This window comes from Kitasatospora cheerisanensis KCTC 2395, assembly GCF_000696185.1.
In the GTDB taxonomy this organism is placed as follows: Bacteria; Actinomycetota; Actinomycetes; order Streptomycetales; family Streptomycetaceae; genus Kitasatospora; species Kitasatospora cheerisanensis.
Genome location: NZ_KK853997.1, coordinates 482,224 through 504,227, shown reverse-complemented (window position 1 = coordinate 504,227; position 22,004 = coordinate 482,224). Strand labels below are relative to the sequence as shown.

Genomic DNA, 22,004 nt, shown 5'->3' with positions numbered 1-22,004 from the left:
CCCGACGACCTCCCCGAAATGCTCGCCGCGCTGCGCGAGGCCGGCGGCCACCAGTGGCAGACGACCGTCCTCGTCAAGGCCAACGGCCGCCTCGGCCAGGGGGAAGGCACCTGGCGCGAGTACGGCACGGCGAACCGACGGTACGGCGAACCGGCGGTCAGAGCGTCTCCGGCAGGCCGGCGCGCAGCACGTGCTCCGGGCCCAGGAAGGAGACGAGCTCCGAGATCGCACCTTGACGGAGCGTCAGCACGGTGAGGGACCAGGCCCCGTGCACCGCGTCCGGTGCCGCGCCGACGTAGAAGGCCACCGCGGGCTGGCCGTTGGCCGTGGTCAGGCGGTGGCGCCAGCTCGGGCAGCGGGTGATCGGGACGGCCACGGCGAACTCCCGGACGGCGTCGCGGCCGGCGTACCAGTGCGGCAGCGGCGGCATCGACCAGGTGACGTCCTCGGTGAGCAGCGCGACCAGGGCATCGGCGTCGCCGCGTTCCAGCGCGGTGGCGAAGGAGCTGGCGATGCTCCGGACGCGGGTGTCGCCGAGGGTCCGCAGCGTCTGCTGCTGGGAGACGTCCGGGGCCTTCGCCGCGAGCTGCCGCCGGGCCCGGGCCAGCGCGGAGTTCACCGCGGCGGCGGAGGTGTCCATCATGGCGGCGATCTCCTCGGCCGAGAACCCCAGCACGTCGAACAGCAGCAGCGCGGCCCGCTGATTGCCCGACAGGTGCTGCACCGCCGCGACGAAGGCGAGCTCCACCGCCTCGCGCTGCTCGTACCGGGCGGCCGGTCCGGCCGGCCCGACCGGCAGACCCGCGTCGGCGTACGGGCCCAGCCAGGAGACCTCCGTCAGCGGCGCGGCGTCCACCACCGCACGGGGGCTGGCCGGGCCCAGGTCGACGGGCAGCGCCCGCCGGCCGCGGCGCTCGACGGCGTCCAGGCAGGTGCGGGTGGCCACCGTGTACAGCCAGGAGCGCAGCGAACTGCGGCCCTCGAAGCGGGCGATGCCGCGCCAGGCCCGCACCAGCGCCTCCTGCAGCGCGTCGTCGGCGTCGTGCGCGGAACCCAGCATGCGGTAGCAGTGCGCGTGCAACTCCCGGTGCAGCGGCGCCACCAGGCGGGCGAACGCGGCGTCGTCGCCGTCGCGGGCCGCCACCAGATCGGAAAATTCCTCGCTCACGGGCGACGATTCTGCCCCACCGCGGGAGTCACTTCCTCGACCGACCGTTCCCGACACCCGAGGAGAACCCCCATGACGAGCGATGCCGCCCACCCCGCCTGGTTCGACATCTCCACCCCCGACGCGCCGCGCGCCCACCGCTTCTACCAGGAACTGTTCGGCTGGCCGGTGCAGGTGCTGGACGACACGTACGCGCTGGTGGGCGCGGACGGCGGCGAGCCGGCCGGCGGGATCGGCCAGGCCGGCCCGGACAGCCCGTACACCGGCATCGTCGTGTACTTCCCGGTCGCGGACGTCGAGAAGGCGCTCGCCAGGGCCGAGGAGCTCGGCGGGCGCCGCCGGCTGGAGCCGCGGAGCGTGCCCGGCCGGGGCCGGATCGCCGTGTTCGACGACCCGGACGGCAACCCCGTCGGCCTGCTCGGTGCCTGAGACCGGGAGAACCGCGATGACCACGACCACCGACCCCAAGAGCGACCTGCGCCGGCACCTGCAGGACGCCCGCGAGACCGTCCTGTGGAAGCTCGACGGCCTGCCCGAGCGCGACGTCCGCCGCCCGCTCACCCCGACCGGGACCAACCTGCTCGGCCTGGTCAAGCACCTGGCCGGAGTCGAACTCCTGTACCTGGGCTGGGTGTTCGACCGGCACTGCGCGGAGCCGGTGCCCTGGTTCCGCCCGGACCTCGGCCCGGACGGCCTCCCGCCCAACACCGACCAGTGGGCCACCGCGGAGGAGTCCCGCGGGTACATCACGGACACCTACCGGATGGCCTGGCGGCACGCCGACTCCACCGTCGACGCGCTGCCGCTGGACGCCGTCGGCCACGTCCCCTGGTGGCCGGCGCAGTCCGGCACGCCCACGCTGCACCGGGTGCTGGTCCACCTGATCGCCGAGACCGAACGGCACACCGGCCACGCCGACATCGTCCGCGAGCTGATCGACGGGAGGGTGGGCTACCGGCCGGACGTCGACCGGCTGCCCACCGCCGACTCGCACTGGTGGGCCCGGCACCGCGAGCGGGTCGCGGCGGCGGCCGAACGGAGCTGATTCGACGGGGGCCGCACCCGCCTCCCTCCTGACGCTTTCGTGGCCGACCTGTTGGCCGTGCCCGTCGTCGTACTCGCCGTCGTCGGCCCGCACCCGTGCGCCCGGGCGCTGCGCCACCGCGGACCTCCGCACCGGCATCCGGGTGCTCGGGTACTGCGCCGCGGCGTGGGTGACGGCTCGCGCAGCGCGAAGTGACGGGCAGTCAGGTCGACTGCCCGTCACCATGGCCGGTCGGGTCCTACAGGTCGCGGAAGGTGCCGAAGGCGCTCGCGATGCCGCTCTGGAAGGCGTGGGTGACGGTGCCGGAGGCCGTCTTGCCGAAGATCTCCAGCCGGCCGTCCCGGTTCTCGCCCAGCACCGGGTTCGTCGCCAGCGTGCCGCCGACCTCGGTCCAGTCCGAGAAGACGCTGTTCGGCTTCAGCTGGTGGATGTTCCACACGGTGCCGGCGGCGTCGCGGACGAACAGCTCCAGGTTGCCGTTGCGGCAGAGCGCCACGGCCGGGTCGCCGACGAAACCGCCGCGCTCGAAGGTGGACCAGGCGTGCCAGGTGCTGTTCGGGTTGTCCTGCCAGCGGGTGGTGAGCCGGCCGTCCGCGGTCAGCGCGAAGATCTCCTGCCGGCCGTCCTGGTTGAGCCCGACCACCGGGTCCGAGGCGACGTCGCCGCCGTGGTCGTACCAGCTCGTCGTGAAGGTGCTGTTCGGCGCCACCTGCCAGCGGGACATGACGTGGCCGGTGTTCGTCCGGGCGAAGACCTCCAGGGTGCCGTCGGCGTTGTGGCTCACGGCCGGGTTGCCGACGAAGGTGACGTCGCCGTCGAAGGTCAGCCAGCCGTCGTGCCAGGTGCTGTTCGGGTTGTCCTGCCAGCGGGTGGTGATCCGGCCGTCCGGGGTGCGGGCGAAGATCTGCTGGGAGCCGTTCGCGTTGGCGGCGACCGCCAGTTCGGAGGCGACGTTGCCGCCGTGGTTGTACCAGTCGTGCCAGGCGCCGTTCCGGTCCAGCTGCCAGCGGGACACGACCTGCCCGCTCGCGGTGCGGGCGAAGATCTCCTGCGTGCCGTTGGCGTTGCGGCCCAGCACCGGAGCGCCCGTCACGCCCGCCGCGCCCGGCAGCTGGTACCAGTCGTGCCAGGTGCTGTTCGGGTTGTCCTGCCACTTCGTCCGGACCCCGCCGCTGCCGTCGTTGTCGACGAACTCCATGGTCTGGTTGGCGTTCATGCCGACGTGGCGACGGGCCGTCAGCTGGTTGTCCATGATCCTGTTGTAGCGGCGGGCCTCGAAGTTCCCGTTCGGCCAGTCGTCGATCGTCGCGGCGTTGATCGAGACCGGCCCGACCTTCTTCACCGGGTCCGCGCCGAAGGAGTAGTAGGTGAAGCGGGTGTGGTCGGCCTCCCAGGCGTTGAACAGGATCACGTGGTTCGCGGTGTCGAGGAGGATGTCACCGGGCAGCAGGTCCTGACGGTTGATCGAGTAGGACACCTGCGACAGGTTCCCGGTCCAGTTGTCCGAACCGAGGTGCCAGGCCATGTCGACGTAGCCGGAGCAGTCCCGGCGGTAGTTCCGGTCACCGGTGGGGCCGGGCGAGAACCCGCCCTGGTTGTACGGGCCCGGCTGGTGGTCGACCCAGTACTGGGCCCGTTCGATCACCTCGGCGCGGGTGATCCAGCCGTCGATGCCGGAGGCGAACGCGGCCTGTGCGGACCCGGACACGGTGACCAGCAGGCCGGCGGCCACGGCGGTGACGGCCAGCAGACCGAGGAGGCGTCGGAACAACCTGATCATGGCGGGAGAACTCTTCCGTTTCGTCGGGAGGACAGCTGAAAGGCAGTGCGGAACCGCACCGCGGGCCGGGTTCCGGGCAGCCGGAACCCGCGGAGGGCATGCGTCGGGGGAGAGGGGTCGTGCAGGAAGGCGGGCAGTCGGGTGCCGGGGCCGCCGCTACTCGGCGAAACGCCAGCCGCGCAGCTCGCCGGAGGCGCCAAGTGCCCTGGCGCAGACGGCCCGTGCGCTCCGGACGGCGCCGAACTCATCGGCGGCGAGAACGAACATCGCCACCCCGATCCGGCCGGGTGCGACCCGCACCCGCACGTGCTCCAGGCGGTCGACCGCCCGGGCCTGGCACCACAGGTGCTCGGTCAGCCACTGCGGGGCGACCACGGCGTCCGCCGGCCCGACCAGGTGAGTCAGGGTCAGGCGCAGGACCGGCTGATCCGTCATCAGCCCCAGCCGAAGCCGTCGCCGGAACCGTTGCCGGAACCGGCCGCGAAGCAGAGCACACCACCGGTGCCGACCGGGCCGGGGGCCGGCGCCCCGACCGTGGCGAGCCCGGCGACCGTGACGACCGTGGCGGCGGACACGAACGGGGCGACAGCGGCGAGGGGCAGCAGGGCGGTGCTGGACATGGACGGACTCCATTCGTGGACGAGGCGGACCGGTCGTCGGCGAGGCGGACCGGACGTCGGACGATCGCGGCTCCCGGCCCCGAACTCCGGGGCGGCGCTTCCGACATGCATCAGCCTGCCGAACCGGCCGACCGCTGTCAGCGCCCTGCGCGTGGCCCCAACGTGCCTGACCCCAAAGGGACAAGGACGGGCCCGTCTTGTCGCGGACACCGCCGCTCGGCACACTGGTTCGACAACGACTGATACGGCACCTACCGCGGGGGGCGGCAGAATGCTCGAGTTACTCGGTCTCTCCAGCCTGGCCGAGCGTCTCTACCAGGCGGTCCTCACCGACCCGGCCCGCGGCGTCGCCGCACTCGCCCGGGACACCGGCATGACGGACCAGCAGATACGCTCCGCCCTGGACGAGTTGGCCGACCTGGCCCTGATCAGGCCCTCGGCCCACGCCGACGGAACCCTGTGGCCGGTCAGCCCGGCGGTCGGCCTCTCCGCCCTGCTGGCCGCCGCCGAGGACGAAGCCGCCGCCAAGCAGCGCCAGATCGAGGCCACCCGGACGGCGATCGCCGCACTCGCGGCCGAACACGAGGAACACCGCCACCACCGCGCCGAGGCCGCGATCCGGCTCGACAGCCTCGACTCCGTCCGCGGCCGGCTGGAGGAACTCGCCGCGAACGCCGTCACGGAGTGCCTGTCGCTCAACCCCGGCGGCGCGCACCGCCCCGACGCGCGCGCCGCGTCCGCGCAGCTCAACGAGCAGGCGCTGCGCCGCGGCGTCAGCATCAGGGCGATCTGCCGGGAGAGCTTCCGCAACGACCCGGACACCCTGGCCCACGCCCGCTGGCTGACCGACCTGGGCGGGCAGATGCGCACCGTCCCGATCGTGCCGACCCCCGTCGTGATCGTCGACCGGCGGGTCGCCATCGTCCCGCTCGACCCCGCCGACCCGCGACACGGCGCCCTGGAGGTCACCAGCCCCGGCATGCTGGCCGTCGCCTGCGCCCTGTTCGACCAACTCTGGGCCACGGCAACGCCGTTCGGCTCCACCGTCGCGGTCGACGAGCAGGGCCTCACCACCGCCGAACGCACCCTCCTCGAACTCGCCGCCGCCGGCCACACCGACGAGGCCGCCGGCCGCAAACTCGGCATCTCCGCCCGCACCGTCAAACGCCAGATGGCCGACCTGATGGCCCGCCTGAACGCCGAAAGCCGCTTCCAGGCCGGCGTCCGCGCCGCCCACCGGGGCTGGCTCTGAGGCCCGGCCTGCCTGCCGCCTGCCTGCTGACGACCGATCAGCGACTGCTCGTCCGCCGCGGCGTCGTCAGCTGCGCCGACGGTCGCTCGGATCGTCCGCACGGTGGAGCCGGCGGCCTGACAGCCGGTGGTCGGGCTCCGAGAAGATGCCGAGCGGCCCGACCCGCTCGTACGCCTCCCCGGTGCGCGGGTGGCCACGGCGGGCCAGGGCCCAGGCCGTCTCCAGGCGCAGATCTGCCTCGTCCTCCTCGAGAAGCGCGAGGAAGGCGTCCAGGACGGGGGCGCTGCGATCGTCGGAGCCGGAGAGGGACTGCGCGGCGCAGCGCCGCACCCACGGGCTCTCGTCGCGGATCAGGACCAGCAGCGCATCCCGGACGGCCGGGCCGAGCCGCCGGTCGGACGCGGACCTGGGGGAGAGCCGCTGGGCGACAGTGGCCCGGACCTCGGGTGCGGGATCGCGGACAAGGTCGAGCAGCGCGGACGCGTCCAGGCAGTTCACGGCCTCGCAGCCGCCGCGGCGCAGGCGGGGCGGGTGCGGGAGGCGTAGGACGTGGCGGCCAGCAGCAGGGCGATGCCGAGGCCCGCGAAGGCCAGGCCGCCGAACGCGACGAACCAGGTGACTCCGGCGCTGGAGGTGAACGGCGGGGAGGGGTCGATGGCGGGCAGGACGCCGAGGGCGAGGAGCGGGGCCAGGACGAGGAGGGCGGCCCCGTACATCGTCAACGGGATCCCGGTCAGCCAGGCCGGGACCAGCGGCAGCAGGCGCGGGACGCGGCGCCCGGCGAGGAACAGCGTCCAGCGGGGGAAGACCTGCCCCCACCGGTACAGCAGGCCCAGCAGCAGGAAGACCCCGAGCATCGCGGCCAGCACCGTCACGTCGATCCCCGCCGACGCCACCGCTTTCGCGGGCCCCGAGGCGACGGCGTCCGTCGACCGCTGCCAGGCCTCGCCGGAGACGCCGAGGGCGTTGCCGCCCAGCGTCCAGACGGTCTTGGCGCCCGCCCACGGCAGGAGCCCGCACAGGGACAGGTAGGACGCGAGGCGGGTCCGTCGTGCGGCCCGGGACGCGGACGGGTGGGCGAGCGGGCCGTCGCCGGGACCGTCGTGCGGGTGGCCGCAGCGCGGGCAGCGGCCGCGCAGCCGTCGGCGGTACGCCAGTCCGACGAGTAGCAGCAGGGCGGCGCCGGCCGTGTTCAGCAGCACCTGGGCCAGGCCGGTGGCGCTCTCCACCCCGGACAGCGTCGCCAGCGTCACGAAGTAGATCGGCAGGCCGTTCATCCCCACCACGAACACCGGCAGTGCCACCGCCAGCACCACCGAGACCCCGACCCGCCCCGGCCGGCCGAGAGTTCGGCCACTGGCCAGGCTTGCGCCGCCGGCCAGCAGCGCGAGGCCCGCCAGGAAGAGCTGCACCCCCGGCGCGTAGGAGGAGTGTTCCTTCCACTGCACGGCCGTGCCCGTCACCGCCCAGCCGACCTCGACACCCGCGTACAGCACCGCCCATCCGGCGGCTGCCGCAGCCACCCACTCGGGCCACCGCCGCCACCACAACCCTCGTTCACCAGCCACTGTGCCCCACCTCTCGCGGATCGCCGACGCCCCCAGACTCCCGGCCACCCGCCCCCGCCCGCATCCACCCCGCGCACCACCCGCCTCCCCCGCACGGGGGACGCCGGCGTCCTTGGCGGAAGCCGAACCTGACGGAGGGTCAGGCGGTGGTGGCGAGGGCGGGGAGAGGAGCGGCAGCCGGGTCGGGGCCGAGGTAGCGGTCGCGGATGGCGGCGACGATGGCGGCGCCGGCGCTGCCGTCGCCGTACGGGGAGAGGGTGTGGACCAGGCGGTCGGCGGCGGTGGTGTCGGAGAGCATCTCGCGCAGGGCGCAGGCGAGTTGCTGTCCGGGGCGGGCGAGGCGGGCGAAGCCGGCCCGGACGGCTTCGGGCCGTTCGGTGGAGTTGCGGACCACGACGAGCGGGCGCTTGAGGACGGTGCACTCCTCCTGGACGCCGCCGGAGTCGGACACCAGCAGCCGGCAGTGGCGGGCCAGGCCGAGGAACGCGGCGTGGTCGAGCGGGTCGATCTGCCGCAGCCGGGCGGCCGCGTCGCGCAGGCCGTGCCGTTCGACGGCGGCCCTGGTCCGCGGGTGCAGCGGCATCAGCACGGGCAGTTCGATCGCGGCCAGCTGGTCGAGGAGTTGGGCCAGGCGGGCGGGGTCGTCGGTGTTCTCCGGGCGGTGGATGGTGGCGAGCACGTAGGCGCCCTCGACCACCCGGTGGCGGGCCAGGAGGGCACGGGACTCGACGTCGGTGGGGAGGGATTCGAGGGTCGCCTCGACCACCGTGTTACCGGTGATCAGGACCCGTTCGGCGTCGATGCCTTCGCGCAGCAGGTGCGCGGCCGCCGTCGGGGTCGGGGCGCAGTGCAGGTCCGCGAGGGGCGCGATCAGGCGGCGGTTCGCCTCCTCGGGCATGTCGTTGTCGAAGGAGCGCAGCCCCGCCTCGACGTGGACGACCGGGACGCCCGCGCAGTGCGCGGCGAGCGCCCCGGCGGCGGCGGTGTTGGTGTCGCCCTGGACGACGACGGCGCTCGGCGGCTGCTGGGTGAAGTGGTCGCTGAGGGCGGCGACCATGCGGCCGATCTGCCGGCCGCGGCTCTCCCCGCCGACGCCGTCCAGGACGTGGCGCGGGCGGGGCAGGCCGTACTGCTCGAAGAAGCAGGTGGTGAGGTTGGCGTCCCAGTGCTGACCGGTCCACACGATCCTCGCCCGGCTGTCGAGAAGGCGGGCGACGCCGGCGAGTTTGACGATCTCCGGACGGGTGCCGAACACCAGGGCGACATCAGCGGCGGACATGGCTCTCCGAATGTGAGGGATACCAGGAGCTGTGGTGCAGTATCCGCACACACGCGGCCGTGAAATCGGGTGAATGCGCCGAAGTTCGCCCACTTCGCCCAAGCGGACCAACGGCCGGCGCCCGCAGTACGTGCGCGGACGCGACCCCGACCCCGTGGTTCGCAGCGGATCGGGGCGGGCAGGCGCGGGCCCCCGTCGAGTCGACAGGGGCCCGCGCCGGAACGCCTACCGGCCGGCGCCGGCCCGGCGGCCCGGCCTCACCTCAGGTGGCGGGCGAAGAAGCGGGCGCCGGCGTCGAGTTCGTACTCCGGGACGCCGGTGTGGCCGCCCATGTTGGCGTGCAGGGTCTTCTCCTTCGAGCCGAAGGCGTCGAACAGGTCGAGGGCCGCCTGCCGGGGGTTGCCCTCGTCGTCCCACTGCAGCAGGACGTGCAGCGGGACGGTGACCCGCCGGGCGTCCTCGAAGATCGCGGCGGGCACCCGGCTCCCGGCGAAGAAGCCGGCGGCCGCGATGCGCGGCTCGACCGCGGCCAGCCGGACGCCGATGGAGATGATTCCGCCCTCGTAGCCGACCGGGCCGCCGATCCCGGGCAGGGTCTGGAGGACGTCCAGCACCGCCTGCCACTCCGGGACGGCCTTCTCGACCAGCGGGAGGATCAGGGCGTCGACGAGCTCGTCGCCGACCGGCTCGCCGGCCTGCACCGCCCGGCGCAGGTCGGCCCGGGCCTGGTCGGCGGCCGCCCAGCGGGGACGGTCACCGCTCCCGGGGAGCTCGATGGTGGCCGAGGCGAAGCCGTACTCCGCCGCGTAGTGCCGGGCCCGCCCCGCCAGCCGGGAGTACACCTTGTTCAGCCCGAGCGGCGGAGGGCCGATCAGGATCAGCGGCGCCGGTGCGGCTGCGGAAGGGGGCGTCCAGAGGATGCCGGGGATCTCGCCGAGGGTGAACTCGCGCTCGACGACGCCGTCGTCGAAACGCTGCTCGGAAGTGAACTGCATGGTCGTGCCTTTCGGGAGAGCTCATGAACGGCGCTCCCGGACGACCTACCGCCCGACCGTGACCCCGGAGGGGAGCACCCATGTCGAAACTGCGTTCACGGGTACCACCTCCTCGTTCTCTCGCACGGCCACCGGAAAGGTAGCACCGGCGCCGTGCTTCGCCAAACACATTTCAGGCGGGCTCCGCGCGCGCCGAGCGGCGGCCGGATCCGGCACCGCCCCTCACGGGCCGCCGAGCTCGGCGATCAGCTCCGCGTCGTGCATGCCGGGCAGGGCGTAGCCCTCCTCCTCGTCCCACGGGACGTCGAGGTCGTCCAGGTGCACCCGCCACTCCGCATCCGGCACGGCACGGCGCAACTCGCTCACCGAGCCCAGCACATGGGCGATCACCGGCAGCACCCGTTCCACGGCGAACGGCAGCTTGGTGGACCCGGCCAGCACCTCGCCCGGCTCGGTGCCATCGCCGTCGTACAGGTAGAGGCTCTCCTCGTCCCGGTACGGGAAGGAGGCCGTGCGGGCGGCCACGATGCCTTCGACGGCGGAGGTTTCGGCAGCCGTCAGCGGCAGCGGCCGGCTCGCGGAGTAGTAGAGAGAGACGCTCATGACCCGAAGGTACTGAGGGCGTACGACAGTGCCGCGACTTGAGGGAGCGTCGGGTGCTGCGCCCGGGGCGGCCGCTCTCCCCGCCGGCCGTCGAACTGACGGGCCGGCAGGGGAAGCGGAGCTGTCGTGCCGGCGGCCCGGCCGAGGTCAGCGGATCCGGGCGGTGGCGCCGTAGCCCAGGGCCTTCGAGGGGGTCTGGGCGTCCACCGCGTGGCCCGGGGTGGGGCGCCAGTCGGCCATCAGGGTCAGACCCGGCTCGACGAGTTCCATGCCCTCGAACCAGGACGCGATCACGTCCTTCGGGCGGACGTAGAGCTGCTGGCCCACGCCGACGAGGTAGGCGTCCGTCATCCGGCCGACCTGGGCCTTCGTCTCCGGGTCGGCCAGGTCGTCGGAGAGGTGCGAGACGGCGAGGTAGCTGCCGGGCGCGCAGGCGTCCCGGTACTGGGCCACCAGCGCGGCCGGGTCGTCCTTGTCGTCGACGAACACCAGCAGACCGCCCATCAGGATGCCCACCGGCCGGCTGAGGTCGAGCAGTTCGCGGACCTGCGGGTGCTCCCAGATCTGCTCCGGGAACCGGCCGTCCGCCTCGATCATCACCGCCAGCGGCTCGTCCGCGAGGATCTCCTCGCCGTGCAGCACGGCCGAGGGCTCGTGGTCCACGTACACCACCCGGGCCTGCGGGTTCCGGGCGTGCGCCACCTCGTGCACGTTGCCCATGGTGGGCAGCCCCGACCCGAGGTCGATGAACTGGTCCACGCCCTGCGACAGCAGGAACCGCACCGTCCGGCGCAGCCAGTCCCGGTTCGCCCGCGCGAGCAGGTCGACGCTGGGCAGCATCGACCGGATCCGCTCGGCCTTCTGCCGGTCCACCTCGAAGTTGTAGAGCCCGCCCAGGTAGTAGTCGTAGATCCGCGCGATGTTCGCGGACTCCACGTCGGCCACCGGGCGCTCGGTGCTTGTGGTCATGGGGGGATCCCTCGCTTCGAGATGACGGCCCGTCCCGACGGCGCGCCGTCCACCGCCGGTGATTGTAGTGACGGGCCATCAGTTCTGGTACCGCGAAAGGACATTGGGCAGGACGGCGGTGCGGGCGGCGGCCGGGGCCGGCCGGGCCGTTGATCGGCGCGCGGGCGGTCCGTGGCGCCGCCGGTTCTCGCAGGGCGAACGGATCCGCCGGTGCCGCACCCGCAACTCCATTGCCTGCCGGGGTAGTTCGCTCGGGAGCGCACCGTGCGGGTGCCCGGTTCCGGAGGTGTGACGTGGTGCGAGGTTTCGGACTGATCGGCCTGTCCGCCGTCGGGTTCGGCCTGATGCCCGTCCTCGCCGTGCACGCCTACCGGCAAGGAACGGCCGACCGCTGCCGTGATCGGCTCGGTGCTGGTGACGCTCTGCGGAGTGACGCCGGCGCTCGGGCGGCTCGGCGGCGGGATCAGCCCGGCGGGGATCGCCGAGGCCGTCGGCGCGGCCGTGGTCTACACGGTCCACATCCTCTACGGCGACCGGATCGGCACGGCCGGCGTCCCCCCGGTGGCACTGACCGGTCTGGTCTCGCTCTCCGCCGCGGGCGCCGCGGACGACATGGGCGCGGTGTGAGCGGCTTCCGGCCGGGCTACCGCATGACCGGGCGGTTGGCGAAGGTGTACTCGCTCGCCAGGTTGCAGAGGCTGCCGCAGTCCGGGCACTCCACCGTGCCGAACAGGTGGCGGAATCCCTCGGCCAGCGTGTCCTGGCCGTCGCGGAGGGCGGTCCGGTACAGCCACCGGCCGGTGCCGGTGAGTTCCGTCCCGGCGGCGGGGCGGAGCTCGCGACGGAGTTCCACCGGTCCGTCCCACAGTTGCGCGTAGCAGCCGAACCGGCCGATGGCGACGGTCAGTTCGGCGCCGCAGTGCGGGCAGCGCACGTGGTGGATGTCGTCCGTGAACCCCTCCAGGGCGTTCGCCCAGTGGAATTCGCCGGCGACCGCGAGCCGGGCCCGGAGGGAGACCAGGTAGTCGGCCGGGCGCGAGCGCAGGTGGTCGTCCAGGACGCGGCCGAACTCCGCGACGGCGTCGGCGCGGTCCGCCAGCAGTTCGTCCTGGCCGTGGTGCCCGGCCGCCCGCTCCAGGATCCGGCCGGCCAGGGCGCGGGCCTCGGCGCTGCGCGGTGCCAGGCGCACCAGTTGCGGGAGGGCGGCGAAGCCGGCCGGGGACACCAGGTCGTGCTCCAGGACCAGTCGCCATTCGAGTTCGGCCCAGGCGGCGGGGTCGTCGTGGAGCGTCACCCGCTCCAGGAGCCGGGGGACGTGCTCGACCTCGAAGCTGCTGTCCGGCAGTTGTGCCCAGTCCACCACCCCGGTATTGAACCCTCCCGGGGTGACGGCGGGATCGGGCGCCGGTCCCTCCGCCGTCCGAGCGGGCGCGTGCCGTCCAGCGGCTCGGGTCGTCGATTCGGGTGCGGAGGGCTGCTTATGGTGCTGGACGTGAATGCACCCTGCACTTCCCCACGCCGTGCCGCGCCCCGGGCGAGGGACCGGGTCCCGTGGCGGGCGCGGCTGCTGGCCGTCTCGGCCGCGGGGCTGCTGGCGGGTTCCGCGCTGGCCGGGCCGGCCCCCGCCGCGGCCGTCGCGCGGCAGGGGACGCAGCGACCGGCGGGAACCGGCCCGGTGTTCGTCGCCGACACCTACAACGACCGGGTGGTCCAGGTCGGGGGAGCGGGCAGCAGCGGCCAGCGCGTCGTCGCCCGGTACCTGGACCTGCCGAACGGGGTGGCGGTCGACGCGGCGGGCGACGTGTACATCGCCGACAGCCGTCACGACCGCGTGCTGAAGGTGTCCGCCAAGTCCGGGCAGCGCACCGTCCTGTGCCCGGAGGAGAAGCTGAACTCGCCCTACGGGGTCGCGGTGGACGGCGCCGGGACGGTCTACATCGCCGACACCGACAACCAGCGCGTACTGAAGGTACCCGCCGACGGTTCGTCACCGACCGGCGTCGGCAGCGGGCTGGGCAGTCCGACCGGGGTGGCACTGGACGCGGCGGGCAACGTGTACATCGCCGATCCGTACAACAATCGGGTGGTCGAGGTCCCGGCCGACGGCGGTCCGCAGCGGGACGTGGCGGTGCAGGTCGCCGATCCCACCGGGGTGGCGTTCGACGGAGCCGGGGACATGTTCGTCGCGGACCCGTACAACGACCGGGTGGTGGAACTGCCCTACGGCGGCGGGCCGCAGCGGACGGTCGGCGAAGGCCTGAGCTTCCCCACCGGGGTGGCCGCCGACGCGCAGGGCAACGTGTACATCGCGGACTTCAACCACAGCCGGGTGGTCCGCGTCCCGGCGGGCGGCGGACCGCAGACCACCGTCGGCGAGCACCTCCGCCAGCCCTACGCGGTGGCCGTGCCGCCGGTCCGCCCGCGCGCGAGCGCCGCGAAGGCCGGTCGCGCTTTCCTCTTCCGGCACCCGCTCTCCCGGCGCCCGCTCTTCCGGCACCCGTCGTGACCCGCCCCGGCCTTCAGGAGTCCGTGAACCCCATGACGACCCGTCACCGCACCGGCCCGCATCCCAGGAGACTCGCCGCGGCGGTCGCGGTCGCCGCCGCCCTCACCGTGGCCCCGACTCCGGCCCCGGCGACCTCCGTTGCGCCGGTGGACCGCCCGGTGCACTGCTCGTCCGCGACCCGCCCCGAGACGGCCGAGCGGCTGTCGCGCGACCTCTCGACGGCGATCCGGGGCCGGCAGTCCTCCCTCGCCCTCGCGGTGCGCGACCCCGGCAGCGGCCTGTCCTGCTTCCTCGCCCCCGCCCGGCACTTCGACTCCGCGAGCATCGTCAAGATCACCATCATGGGAGCGGTGCTGCGGATCGCCCAGGACGAGGACCGGCCGCTGACCGAGTTCGAGGAGGAGAACCTCGGGCCGATGATCACAAAGTCCGACAATGATGCCGCAGTTCGGCTGTGGAAGTACGTCGGCCCCGCCCGCATGCAGGAGTTCCTCGACCTCGCGGGCATGCACGACACCGTCCTCGGGGAGTCCTTCGGGATCACCCGGGCCACCGCCGGCGACGAGATGAAACAACTGGACGTCTACACCACCAACCCCGACGTCCTCACCCCCGAGCACAAGGCCTACGGCCTGCGGCTCATGGCCGAGGTCGAGCCGGACCAGCGCTGGGGCACCCCGTTCGGAGCGCCGCCCGACGTGGTGTCGCACCTCAAGAACGGCTGGCTGCAACGCGCGACCCACGCCTGGCGCGTGCACAGCCTCGGCATCTTCACCGGCCCCAACCGGCTCTACCAGATCGCCGTCCTCACCGACGACGACCCCACCGAGTCCTACGGGATCAGCACCATCCAGCGCATCGCCCAGCAGGTCCACCGCGACCTCGCCGACGGGAACCCCACCGCCCTCCCGCAGGGCAACCCCGACGCCACCGCACCGGAGACCGGCGACGGATCCGTCCCGGCTGGGCGGTAGCCCGGTCATGGGGCGCGGACGCCGTCAGGCCGGCAGGATCGGCAGGTAGTCCAGTGCCAGCAGGGCCGCGAACACGCCCGCCTTGCAGAACGCGGCCCGCCGCCCGCGGCGCCTGACCTCGGGACTCCGGTCCCGGCGGTGCGACTTGAGCAGCGGCACGAGCGGCACCGGCGGTGCGTCGATCAGTGTGCCGCACCTCCTCGTCGGCGGGCGTGCCGGGGTGCGGTGCTGTCGGGGGTGGGGGAGGGGTGACCGGGCGTCAGGGGTGCTGCGGCGTCTCGTCGTGGCGGTCGAAGGACAGGACGCGGGCGGCGTTCTCCTTGAGGATCAGCGGGCGGACCTCCGGCTTGATGTCCAGGGTGTCGAAGTCGGCCAGCCAGCGGTCGGGGGTGAGGACGGGGTAGTCGGAGCCGAACAGGACCTTGTGGCGGAGGAAGGAGCCGGCGGCCTTCACGAGCTGCGGGGGGAAGTACTTCGGCGACCAGCCGGACAGGTCGATGTACACGTTGGCCTTGTGGGTGGCGATGGAGATCGCCGCGTCCTGCCAGGGCACCGACGGGTGGGCGAGGACGATCGTCAGGCCGGGGAAGTCGGCGGCGACGTCGTCCAGCAGCATCGGGTCGGACCAGCGCAGCTTGATGCCGCGGCCGCCGGGCAGGCCCGCGCCGATGCCGGTCTGGCCGGTGTGGAAGAGGGCGGGGACGCCGAGTTCCTGGATCGCCTCGTAGAGCGGGTAGTGCTCGCGGGCGTTCGGGGCGAAGGCCTGGAGGCTGGGGTGGAACTTGAAGCCGCGGACGCCGTGGTCGAGGACGAGCGAGCGGGCCCGGGCGACGGCGTCCGGCCGGTGCGGGTCGACCGAGCCGAACGGGATCAGCACGTCGGGGTGGGCGGCCGCCGCCGCGGCGATCTCCTCGCTGGACAGGCCGGGGTGGCCGAGGCCGGTGGTGGCGTCCACCGTGAAGACCACGGCGGCCATCCGGCGTTCGCGGTAGTAGGCGGCCAGCCGTTCGACGGTCGGGGTGCGGTCCTGGCCGGACTTGAAGTAGGCGGCCGAGGCGTCCATCAGCTCCGGGTCGAGCGCCAGGTGGCCGTGGGCGTCCTGCTCCACGTGGACGTGGAAGTCGACGGCGATCGCATCGGTGGGGTTCATCGGGGTGCTCACAGGTGGTCGGTCCGGTTCTTGGCGTCGAGGAGGAGGGAGAGGAGGGCGTCGCGTTCGGCGACCAGGTCGGCCACCGCGGCGCCGGCCAGCTCGTCGCGCACGCCGTCGGTGATCGCGCGGGCCAACTCGGGGGTGAGGCGCGGCGATCCGAGGTCCGCCCACCACTCCTCCATGGGCGGGCCGAGGTGCTCCAGGACGTGCGCGATGCCGCCCGGGCCGCCCGAGAGGTGCTGGTTGAGGAACGGGCCGAGCAGCGCCCAGCGCAGCCCGGGGCCGTGGGCGATGGCCGTGTCGATGTCGGCGACGCTCGCCGCGCCCCGCTCGACCAGGGAGTACGCCTCCCGCCACAGCGCGGCCTGGAGCCGGTTGGCGACGTGGCCGGGCAGTTCCTGCCGCAGCCGGATCGGGCGGCGGCCCAGGCTGCGGTAGAAGTCCATGGCCTGCTCGACGGCGGCCTCCGAGGTCCGCCCGCCCGGGACGACCTCGACCAGCGGGATCAGGTGCGGCGGGTTGAACGGGTGCCCCACCAGCACCCGTTCGGGGTGGGCCGGGCAGGCGCGCTGGATCCGCGAGGGCGCCAGCCCGGAGGAGCTGCTCGCCAGGACCGTCCCCGGCGGGGCCGCCGCGTCGAGGACGGCGAACAGCCGGTCCTTCAGCTCGGGCCGCTCGGGGCCGTTCTCCTGCACGAACTCGGCGTCGGCGACGGCCTCGGCGAGGTCGGGGGTGAACGACAGCCGCCGCTGGTCGGCGGCGACGGCCGCGCGGAGCCGGTCCTCCGCGCCGGGCGCCGGATCGCTCGCCACGACCCGGTGCCCGTGGGAGAGGAAGAGCGTGGCCCAGGACGCCCCGATGACCCCGGTGCCGACGACGGCGATCCTCACGAGGCGCTCCCGGTGGCCCGCCGGGCGGCGAACGCGACGAAGGGGGCCAGCGAGCCGGGATCGGCGAGGACGTCGGTGCTGGCGACGGACTCGGGGGCGGCGCCGAGCAGGATCCGCTTCACCGGCACCTCCAGCTTCTTGCCGGTGCGGTTGCGCGGGACGGCCGCCACCCGCTCGATGACGTCCGGGACATGACGGGGCGACAGCGCCGAGCGCAGCGCGCGGGCGATCCCGGCGCGCAGGGCGTCGTCCAGCTCGGCGGGGCCGGCGACGAACAGCAGCAGTTCGCCGTTGCCGCCCTCGGGGTCCTCCAGGTGGACGACCAGGCTGTCCTCGATGCCGGGCAGGTCCTCGACGACGGCGTAGAACTCGGCGGTGCCGAGCCGCACCCCGCCCCGGTTGAGGGTGGCGTCGGAGCGTCCGGCGACGATGCAGTGGCCCTCGGGGGCGAACCGCACCCAGTCGCCGTGCCGCCACACGCCCGGGAACTCCTCGAAGTACGCGGCCCGGTAGCGGGAGCCGTCCGCGTCGCCCCAGAAGCCGACCGGCATCGAGGGCATCGGCTCGGTGATCACCAGCTCGCCCAGCTCGCCGACCACCCGCCGGCCCGCGCTGTCGTAGGCGTACGCGGCGACCCCGAGGCAGGGGCCGGAGATCTCGCCGGCGCGCACCGGCTGGAGCGGGCCGCCCTGGAGGATGCCGGTGCAGACGTCGGTGCCGCCGCAGCCGACGTTCAGCAGCACCCGGTCGCCGAACTGCTCGGCCACCCAGCGGAAGCCGTCGGCGGCGAGCGGGCTGCCCGCCGCGCCGAGCTGCCGCAGCCGGGACAGGTCGAACTCCTCGGCGGGCCGGATCCCGGCCTTGCGGCAGGCCATCAGGTAGCCGGGGCTGACGCCCATCAGCGTGCTGCCGGTCTCCGCGGCGATCCGCCACTGCTCCCGCAGGTCGGGGTGGACCGGATTGCCGTCGATCATGACGATCGAGGCGCGGACCAGCAGCGCCGACACCAGGGTGTTCCACAGCATCCAGGCGGTGGTGCTGAACCAGAGCATCCGGTCGCCCGGCTTCAGGTCCCAGCTCAGCGCGTTGTTCTTCAGGTGCTCCAGCAGGATCCCGCCGTGCCGGTGGACGATCGCCTTGGGGATGCCCGTGGTGCCGGAGGAGAACAGCACGAACAGCGGGTGGTCGAACGGCACCGGCTCGAAGGACAGTTCGCCCGGCTCGGCCAGCAGCTCCGTCCAACTCAGCGCGTCCGCAATGGCGTTCGGGCCGTACGGGACGTGGACGACGTGCTCCACGGTGGGCAGCCGGGCGGCGATCTCGGCGACCTCGCCGCGGCGGTCGACGACCCGCTCCCCGTAGCGGTAGCCGGCCACGGTCAGCAGCACCTTCGGTTCGAGCTGGGCGAACCGGTCGACCACGCTGCGCGGGCCGAACTCCGGTGCGCAGGCCGCCCAGACGGCGCCGATGCTCGCGGTGGCGAGGAAGGCCACCAGCGTCTCCGGGATGTTCGGCAGGTAGCCGACGACCCGGTCGCCCTTGCCGACGCCGAGGCGCAGCAGCCCGGCGCGGGCCCGGGCCACCCGGTCGCGGAGCTCGCCGAAGGTCAGCTCGATCGGCGCCCGGGTCTGCGAGCGGGCGAGGACCGCGACGGCGTCGAGGTCCTCGTCCCGGCCGAGCGCGTGCTCGGCGTAGTTGAGGGTCGCGCCGGGGAACCACTCGGTGTCCGGCATGGCCCGGCGGCCCAGCGCGGCCGTGGGCGGGGTGTGCGGGCGGACGTCGAAGAACTCCCAGACCGCGGACCAGAATCCGGCCAGGTCGGTGACGGACCACTGCCACAGGGCGTCGTAGTCCGGGAAGCTCAGCTGCCGCTCCGACTCCAGCCAGCGCAGGAAGCGGCCGATCTCCGACTCGTCCCGGACCGCGGGGCCGGGGGTGCTGAGGATCTCGTTCATCGGGCGTCCTTTCCGAGGGAGCCGTCCGTGGCGACGGCCTTCGCGGCGGCGACCTTGGCGGCGCGGCCGTCCAGGAAGGCCCGCATCCGCTGCTGGGCGTCCTGGCTGCCGGCCGCGACGGCCGACATCAGGGATTCGAGCAGCAGGCCGCCGGCGGGCGCGGCCTCGGCGATCCGGGGGAGTGCCTGGAGGACGGCGAAGTTGGTCAGCGGCGCGTTGGCCGCGATCCGCCCGGCGAGCTCCAGGGCCTTGGCGCGGGCCCCGCCCGCCTCGGCCAGGTAGTGCGAGAGGCCGACGGCCTGGCCCTCGGCGGCGTCCAGGACGCGGCCGGTGAGCATCAGGTCCGCCATCCGGTGGGCGCCGATCAGCCGGGGGATCCGGACCGAGCCGCCGCCGCCGACGAAGAGTCCGCGCTGTCCCTCGGGCAGCGCGTAGAAGGTGGAGGGCTCGGCCACCCGGAGGTGCGCGGCCGCCGCCAGCTCCAGGCCGCCGCCGATCACCGCGCCCTTCAGTGCGGCCACCACGGGGATCCGCCCGCCCTCGATGCTGTCGAAGACCCGGTGCCACATCAGCGAGTGCTCCAGGGCCTGTTCGGCGGTCCGCTCGGTCAGCTCGCCGAGGTCGAGTCCGGCCGAGAAGTGGTCGCCCTCGGCGTCCAGAACGACCGCCCGGACGCCGTCGCCCGGGCTGCGGAAGAACTCCTCGATGCCGAGCACCGTGGCGTCGTCGAGCGCGTTGCGCTTGGCCGGGCGACGGATCGTCAGGACCGCCACCGCGTCCAGGCGCTCGATGGAAAGCGAACTCAAAGGAAGGCTCCTCAACTGTCGGAAATCTGTACTACGTCAACTGCGCTGTCGTACGCTGCGGGGATGAGCGAACGCGTAGTGCCCGAGCCCCAGCGGCGCCGCCGGCGGCCGACCAAGCAGGGAGTGGTGCTCTCCCAGGAGTTGATCGTCGACACCGCGCTGCGGCTGGTCGGCCAGCACGGGGCGGAGGCGCTGACCGTCCGCCGGCTCGGCGCCGCGCTGGGCGCCGACCCCAGCGCCGTCTACCGCTACTTCCACAGCACCGACGACCTGCTGCTCGCCCTCGCCGAGGAGCTGATCGCCCGCGCCCAGCAGGGCTGGGAGCCCACCGGCGACTGGCGGGCCGACCTGCGCGAGATCGGCCTGCGGATCCACGCCGGCTACCGGTCCCACCCGCAGGCCGCGCTGCTCGCCGCGCACCGCACCACCGGGCGCGCCCACGAGATCGCCGCCGTCGAGGCGATCCTCGGCATCCTGCGCACCGCCGGGTTCCCCGACCCGGAGGCGGTCCGGATCTACCACGCCTTCGTCGACCAGAGCCTCGGCTTCGCGGTGCTGGACGCCGCCGCGCTCGCCCTGCCGGCCGCCGCGCAGTCCGCGGACCTGCGGGTCTGGCAGGCCTCCTACGCCCGGCTGGACGCCGAGGCCCACCCGCACATCGCCGCTACCGCGCACCTGCTCGCCGCCGACATGGGGCGCAGCGGCTACCCGTTCGCGCTGGACCTGCTGCTGGACGCCGCCGAGGCCCGGCTGGCGGCGGCGCGCCGGTAGCACGCCGCCCCCGGCGGACGCGGTCAGTCGGCGGCGTGGACCAGCTCGCCGCCGACGTACGTCCGCAGCACCCGGGCCGCGGCGATCTCCTCCGGCGGGCCGGTGAGGATGTCGCGGTCGAGGACGACCAGGTCGGCGAGCCGCCCCGGGGCGAGCACGCCGGCGTCGTCGTGGCCGTTCACGAACGCCGAGCCGGCCGTGTAGGCGGCGATCGCCGAGGCCAGGTCGAGCCGCTGCTCGGGCAGCAGCACCCGGTCGTCCTCGGCGTCCGGGAGGCGCCGGTTGACGGCCACGTGCAGGCCGGCCAGCGGGTCCGGGCTGCTCACCGGCCAGTCGCTGCCCGCCGCCAGGGTGGCGCCGGCCCGCTGGAGCGCGCCGAACGGGTACTGCCAGGCGGCGCGCTCCGGGCCGAGGAACGGGATGGTCAGCTCGTCCATCTGCGGCTCGTGCGCCGCCCACAGCGGCTGGATGTTGGCGACCGCGCCGAGCCGGGCGAAGCGCGGCACGTCCTGCGGGTGCACCACCTGGAGGTGCGCGAGGTGGTGCCGGTTGTCGCGCCACCCGTTGGCGGCGCGGGCGGCCTCGACCGCGTCCAGCGCCTCGCGCACCGCCCGGTCGCCGAGCGCGTGGAAGTGCACCTGGAAGTCGAGCGCGTCCAGTGCGGTGACGTGTCCGCGCAGCGCGACCGGATCGACGAAGCTGAGGCCGGAGTTGGCGGTGGCGCAGCCGCAGCCGTCCAGGTAGGGGGTGGTCATGGCGGCGGTGAAGTTCTCCGCGATGCCGTCCTGCATGATCTTCACCGAGCCGGCCCGGAACCTTCCGTGACTCAACTCCGCGCGCCGCTCGACGAGTTCGGGGATCTGCTCGGCGCCCCGGTCGCGGTCCCACCAGAGGGCGCCGGTCACCCGGGCGGTCAGCGCGCCGGAGCGGGCGGCGGCCAGGTAGGCGTCGGAGGGGTCGGCCATGCCGTTGAAACTGCCGAGCAGGGCGTCCTGCCAGCCGGTGATGCCCAGCGAGTGCAGCAGCCGCTGCGCGCGCAGCAGCCCGTCGAGGCGGTCGGCGGCGGTGGCGGGCGGGAGCAGCCGGGCGACCAGGCCGGCGGCGCCCTCCTGGAGCATGCCGCTCGGGGTGCCGTCCGGCTCCCGCTCGATCCGCCCGTCGGCCGGGTCGGGGGTGTCGCGGTCGACGCCCGCGAGCTCCAGGGCCCGGGTGTTGGCCCAGGCGCCGTGGTGGTCGCAGTTGGTGAGGTAGACCGGTCGGTCGGGGACGACCGCGTCGAGCAGTTGACGGGTCGGCAGGCCGCCGTCGAAGCTCTCCATCGACCAGCCGCTGCCGGTGATCCACTCCTGCTCGGGGTGGGCCTGCGCATAGGCGCGGATCCGCGCCAGGCAGTCGGCGGCGTCGACGCTGCCGTTGAGGTCGCAGGCGGCCAACTCGGTGCCGCCGCCCACCGCGTGGACGTGCGCGTCCTGGAAACCGGGCAGCAGCAGCTTCCCGGCGAGGTCGACGACCTCGGTGCCGGGACCGATCAGGTCGCGGACCTCGTCGTGCCCGACGGCGGTGATCCGCCCGCCGGTCACGGCCAGCGCGCTCGCCCGGGTGCGGGCGGCGTCGCCGGTGTGCACGGGGCCTCGGGTGAAGACCAGATCTGCCGTGGTCATGGATGGTGC

24 protein-coding genes are annotated in these 22,004 nt (G+C 74.0%); 7 read left to right on the top strand and 17 right to left on the bottom strand.

Annotated features, from left to right (window positions below):
- Positions 1–157 precede the first annotated feature (157 nt).
- Positions 158–1,168, bottom strand: coding sequence for a sigma-70 family RNA polymerase sigma factor (locus KCH_RS02230; RefSeq protein WP_084223125.1), 1,011 nt, complete (start codon positions 1,166–1,168; stop codon positions 158–160).
- 72 nt (positions 1,169–1,240) lie between these two features.
- Between KCH_RS02230 and KCH_RS02225 the strand changes: the two genes are divergently transcribed.
- Both KCH_RS02225 and KCH_RS02220 read left to right on the top strand, forming a co-directional pair.
- Entirely contained in the window at positions 1,241–1,597 is a 357-nt protein-coding gene (locus KCH_RS02225; RefSeq protein ID WP_035858484.1) for a VOC family protein, read from the top strand.
- 16 nt (positions 1,598–1,613) lie between these two features.
- Positions 1,614–2,213 carry a DinB family protein gene (locus tag KCH_RS02220; protein ID WP_035858482.1) on the top strand — a complete coding sequence of 200 codons (600 nt, stop codon included), beginning with the start codon at positions 1,614–1,616 and terminating at the stop codon, positions 2,211–2,213.
- Positions 2,214–2,451: 238 nt separating this feature from the next.
- Here the strand turns inward: KCH_RS02220 and KCH_RS36645 are convergent, their stop codons facing one another.
- The 3 genes from KCH_RS36645 to KCH_RS02205 form a co-directional block, all read right to left on the bottom strand.
- Positions 2,452–3,993 carry a PLL family lectin gene (locus KCH_RS36645; protein WP_051652640.1) on the bottom strand — a complete coding sequence of 514 codons (1,542 nt, stop codon included), beginning with the start codon at positions 3,991–3,993 and terminating at the stop codon, positions 2,452–2,454.
- Positions 3,994–4,149: 156 nt separating this feature from the next.
- A complete protein-coding gene (locus tag KCH_RS02210) occupies positions 4,150–4,428 on the bottom strand; it encodes a hypothetical protein (protein WP_035858480.1) in 279 nt (92 codons plus the stop codon).
- Positions 4,428–4,613: a hypothetical protein gene (locus KCH_RS02205; protein WP_035858478.1), complete on the bottom strand. Its 186-nt coding sequence runs from the start codon at positions 4,611–4,613 to the stop codon at positions 4,428–4,430. Before KCH_RS02205 ends, KCH_RS02210 begins: the two co-directional genes overlap by 1 nt.
- Before the next feature lie 271 nt (positions 4,614–4,884).
- Here KCH_RS02205 and KCH_RS02200 point away from each other — a divergent pair, with 271 nt between their 5' ends.
- Positions 4,885–5,865 (top strand): helix-turn-helix domain-containing protein, encoded by a 981-nt coding sequence (locus KCH_RS02200; protein ID WP_035858477.1) that lies wholly within the window; start codon positions 4,885–4,887, stop codon positions 5,863–5,865.
- 66 nt (positions 5,866–5,931) lie between these two features.
- On the opposite strand, the gene KCH_RS02195 is transcribed toward KCH_RS02200, so the two are convergent.
- The 6 genes from KCH_RS02195 to KCH_RS02170 form a co-directional block, all read right to left on the bottom strand.
- Positions 5,932–6,363 carry a HEAT repeat domain-containing protein gene (locus KCH_RS02195; RefSeq protein ID WP_035858475.1) on the bottom strand — a complete coding sequence of 144 codons (432 nt, stop codon included), beginning with the start codon at positions 6,361–6,363 and terminating at the stop codon, positions 5,932–5,934.
- Positions 6,360–7,388, bottom strand: coding sequence for a hypothetical protein (locus tag KCH_RS02190; protein ID WP_244305096.1), 1,029 nt, complete (start codon positions 7,386–7,388; stop codon positions 6,360–6,362). Before KCH_RS02190 ends, KCH_RS02195 begins: the two co-directional genes overlap by 4 nt.
- A gap of 184 nt (positions 7,389–7,572) precedes the next feature.
- Positions 7,573–8,712: a non-hydrolyzing UDP-N-acetylglucosamine 2-epimerase gene (gene wecB, locus KCH_RS02185; RefSeq protein ID WP_035858471.1), complete on the bottom strand. Its 1,140-nt coding sequence runs from the start codon at positions 8,710–8,712 to the stop codon at positions 7,573–7,575.
- 257 nt (positions 8,713–8,969) lie between these two features.
- Entirely contained in the window at positions 8,970–9,707 is a 738-nt protein-coding gene (locus KCH_RS02180) for a dienelactone hydrolase family protein (RefSeq protein ID WP_035858469.1), read from the bottom strand.
- 222 nt (positions 9,708–9,929) lie between these two features.
- Positions 9,930–10,310, bottom strand: coding sequence for a hypothetical protein (locus KCH_RS02175; protein WP_035858467.1), 381 nt, complete (start codon positions 10,308–10,310; stop codon positions 9,930–9,932).
- Between the two features lie 147 nt (positions 10,311–10,457).
- On the bottom strand, positions 10,458–11,279 hold the full coding sequence (locus tag KCH_RS02170; RefSeq protein ID WP_035858464.1) for an SAM-dependent methyltransferase: 822 nt from the start codon (positions 11,277–11,279) through the stop codon (positions 10,458–10,460).
- A gap of 396 nt (positions 11,280–11,675) precedes the next feature.
- Here KCH_RS02170 and KCH_RS02165 point away from each other — a divergent pair, with 396 nt between their 5' ends.
- Entirely contained in the window at positions 11,676–11,906 is a 231-nt protein-coding gene (locus tag KCH_RS02165) for a hypothetical protein (protein ID WP_035858463.1), read from the top strand.
- A gap of 16 nt (positions 11,907–11,922) precedes the next feature.
- Here KCH_RS02165 and KCH_RS02160 read toward each other — a convergent pair whose 3' ends face one another.
- Positions 11,923–12,642 (bottom strand): hypothetical protein, encoded by a 720-nt coding sequence (locus tag KCH_RS02160; RefSeq protein ID WP_035858461.1) that lies wholly within the window; start codon positions 12,640–12,642, stop codon positions 11,923–11,925.
- A gap of 312 nt (positions 12,643–12,954) precedes the next feature.
- On the opposite strand from KCH_RS02160, the gene KCH_RS02155 reads away from it, so the two are divergent.
- Together KCH_RS02155 and KCH_RS40785 are read left to right on the top strand one after the other, a co-directional pair.
- Positions 12,955–13,785: an NHL repeat-containing protein gene (locus tag KCH_RS02155; RefSeq protein ID WP_167573955.1), complete on the top strand. Its 831-nt coding sequence runs from the start codon at positions 12,955–12,957 to the stop codon at positions 13,783–13,785.
- Between the two features lie 32 nt (positions 13,786–13,817).
- Positions 13,818–14,759 (top strand): serine hydrolase, encoded by a 942-nt coding sequence (locus KCH_RS40785; RefSeq protein WP_157031842.1) that lies wholly within the window; start codon positions 13,818–13,820, stop codon positions 14,757–14,759.
- 24 nt (positions 14,760–14,783) lie between these two features.
- On the opposite strand, the gene KCH_RS40780 is transcribed toward KCH_RS40785, so the two are convergent.
- The 5 genes from KCH_RS40780 to KCH_RS02130 form a co-directional block, all read right to left on the bottom strand.
- The gene (locus tag KCH_RS40780; RefSeq protein ID WP_157031841.1) at positions 14,784–14,927 is read right to left on the bottom strand and encodes a hypothetical protein; all 144 of its coding nucleotides are present in this window, start codon (positions 14,925–14,927) and stop codon (positions 14,784–14,786) included.
- Between the two features lie 91 nt (positions 14,928–15,018).
- Positions 15,019–15,909 carry an amidohydrolase family protein gene (locus tag KCH_RS02145; RefSeq protein WP_051653856.1) on the bottom strand — a complete coding sequence of 297 codons (891 nt, stop codon included), beginning with the start codon at positions 15,907–15,909 and terminating at the stop codon, positions 15,019–15,021.
- An 8-nt stretch (positions 15,910–15,917) separates the two neighbouring features.
- Entirely contained in the window at positions 15,918–16,802 is an 885-nt protein-coding gene (locus tag KCH_RS02140) for a 3-hydroxyacyl-CoA dehydrogenase NAD-binding domain-containing protein (protein WP_035858458.1), read from the bottom strand.
- On the bottom strand, positions 16,799–18,757 hold the full coding sequence (locus tag KCH_RS02135; RefSeq protein WP_035858455.1) for an acetoacetate--CoA ligase: 1,959 nt from the start codon (positions 18,755–18,757) through the stop codon (positions 16,799–16,801). The genes KCH_RS02140 and KCH_RS02135 overlap by 4 nt, the downstream gene beginning before the upstream one ends.
- Positions 18,754–19,563 carry a crotonase/enoyl-CoA hydratase family protein gene (locus KCH_RS02130; protein ID WP_244305095.1) on the bottom strand — a complete coding sequence of 270 codons (810 nt, stop codon included), beginning with the start codon at positions 19,561–19,563 and terminating at the stop codon, positions 18,754–18,756. The genes KCH_RS02135 and KCH_RS02130 overlap by 4 nt, the downstream gene beginning before the upstream one ends.
- A 63-nt stretch (positions 19,564–19,626) precedes the next feature.
- Here KCH_RS02130 and KCH_RS02125 point away from each other — a divergent pair, with 63 nt between their 5' ends.
- Positions 19,627–20,334, top strand: a complete 708-nt coding sequence (locus KCH_RS02125; RefSeq protein ID WP_035858453.1) for a TetR/AcrR family transcriptional regulator — start codon at positions 19,627–19,629, stop codon at positions 20,332–20,334.
- A 23-nt stretch (positions 20,335–20,357) separates the two neighbouring features.
- Here KCH_RS02125 and KCH_RS02120 read toward each other — a convergent pair whose 3' ends face one another.
- Positions 20,358–21,995 (bottom strand): amidohydrolase, encoded by a 1,638-nt coding sequence (locus KCH_RS02120; protein WP_035870503.1) that lies wholly within the window; start codon positions 21,993–21,995, stop codon positions 20,358–20,360.
- Positions 21,996–22,004: the final 9 nt, after the last annotated feature.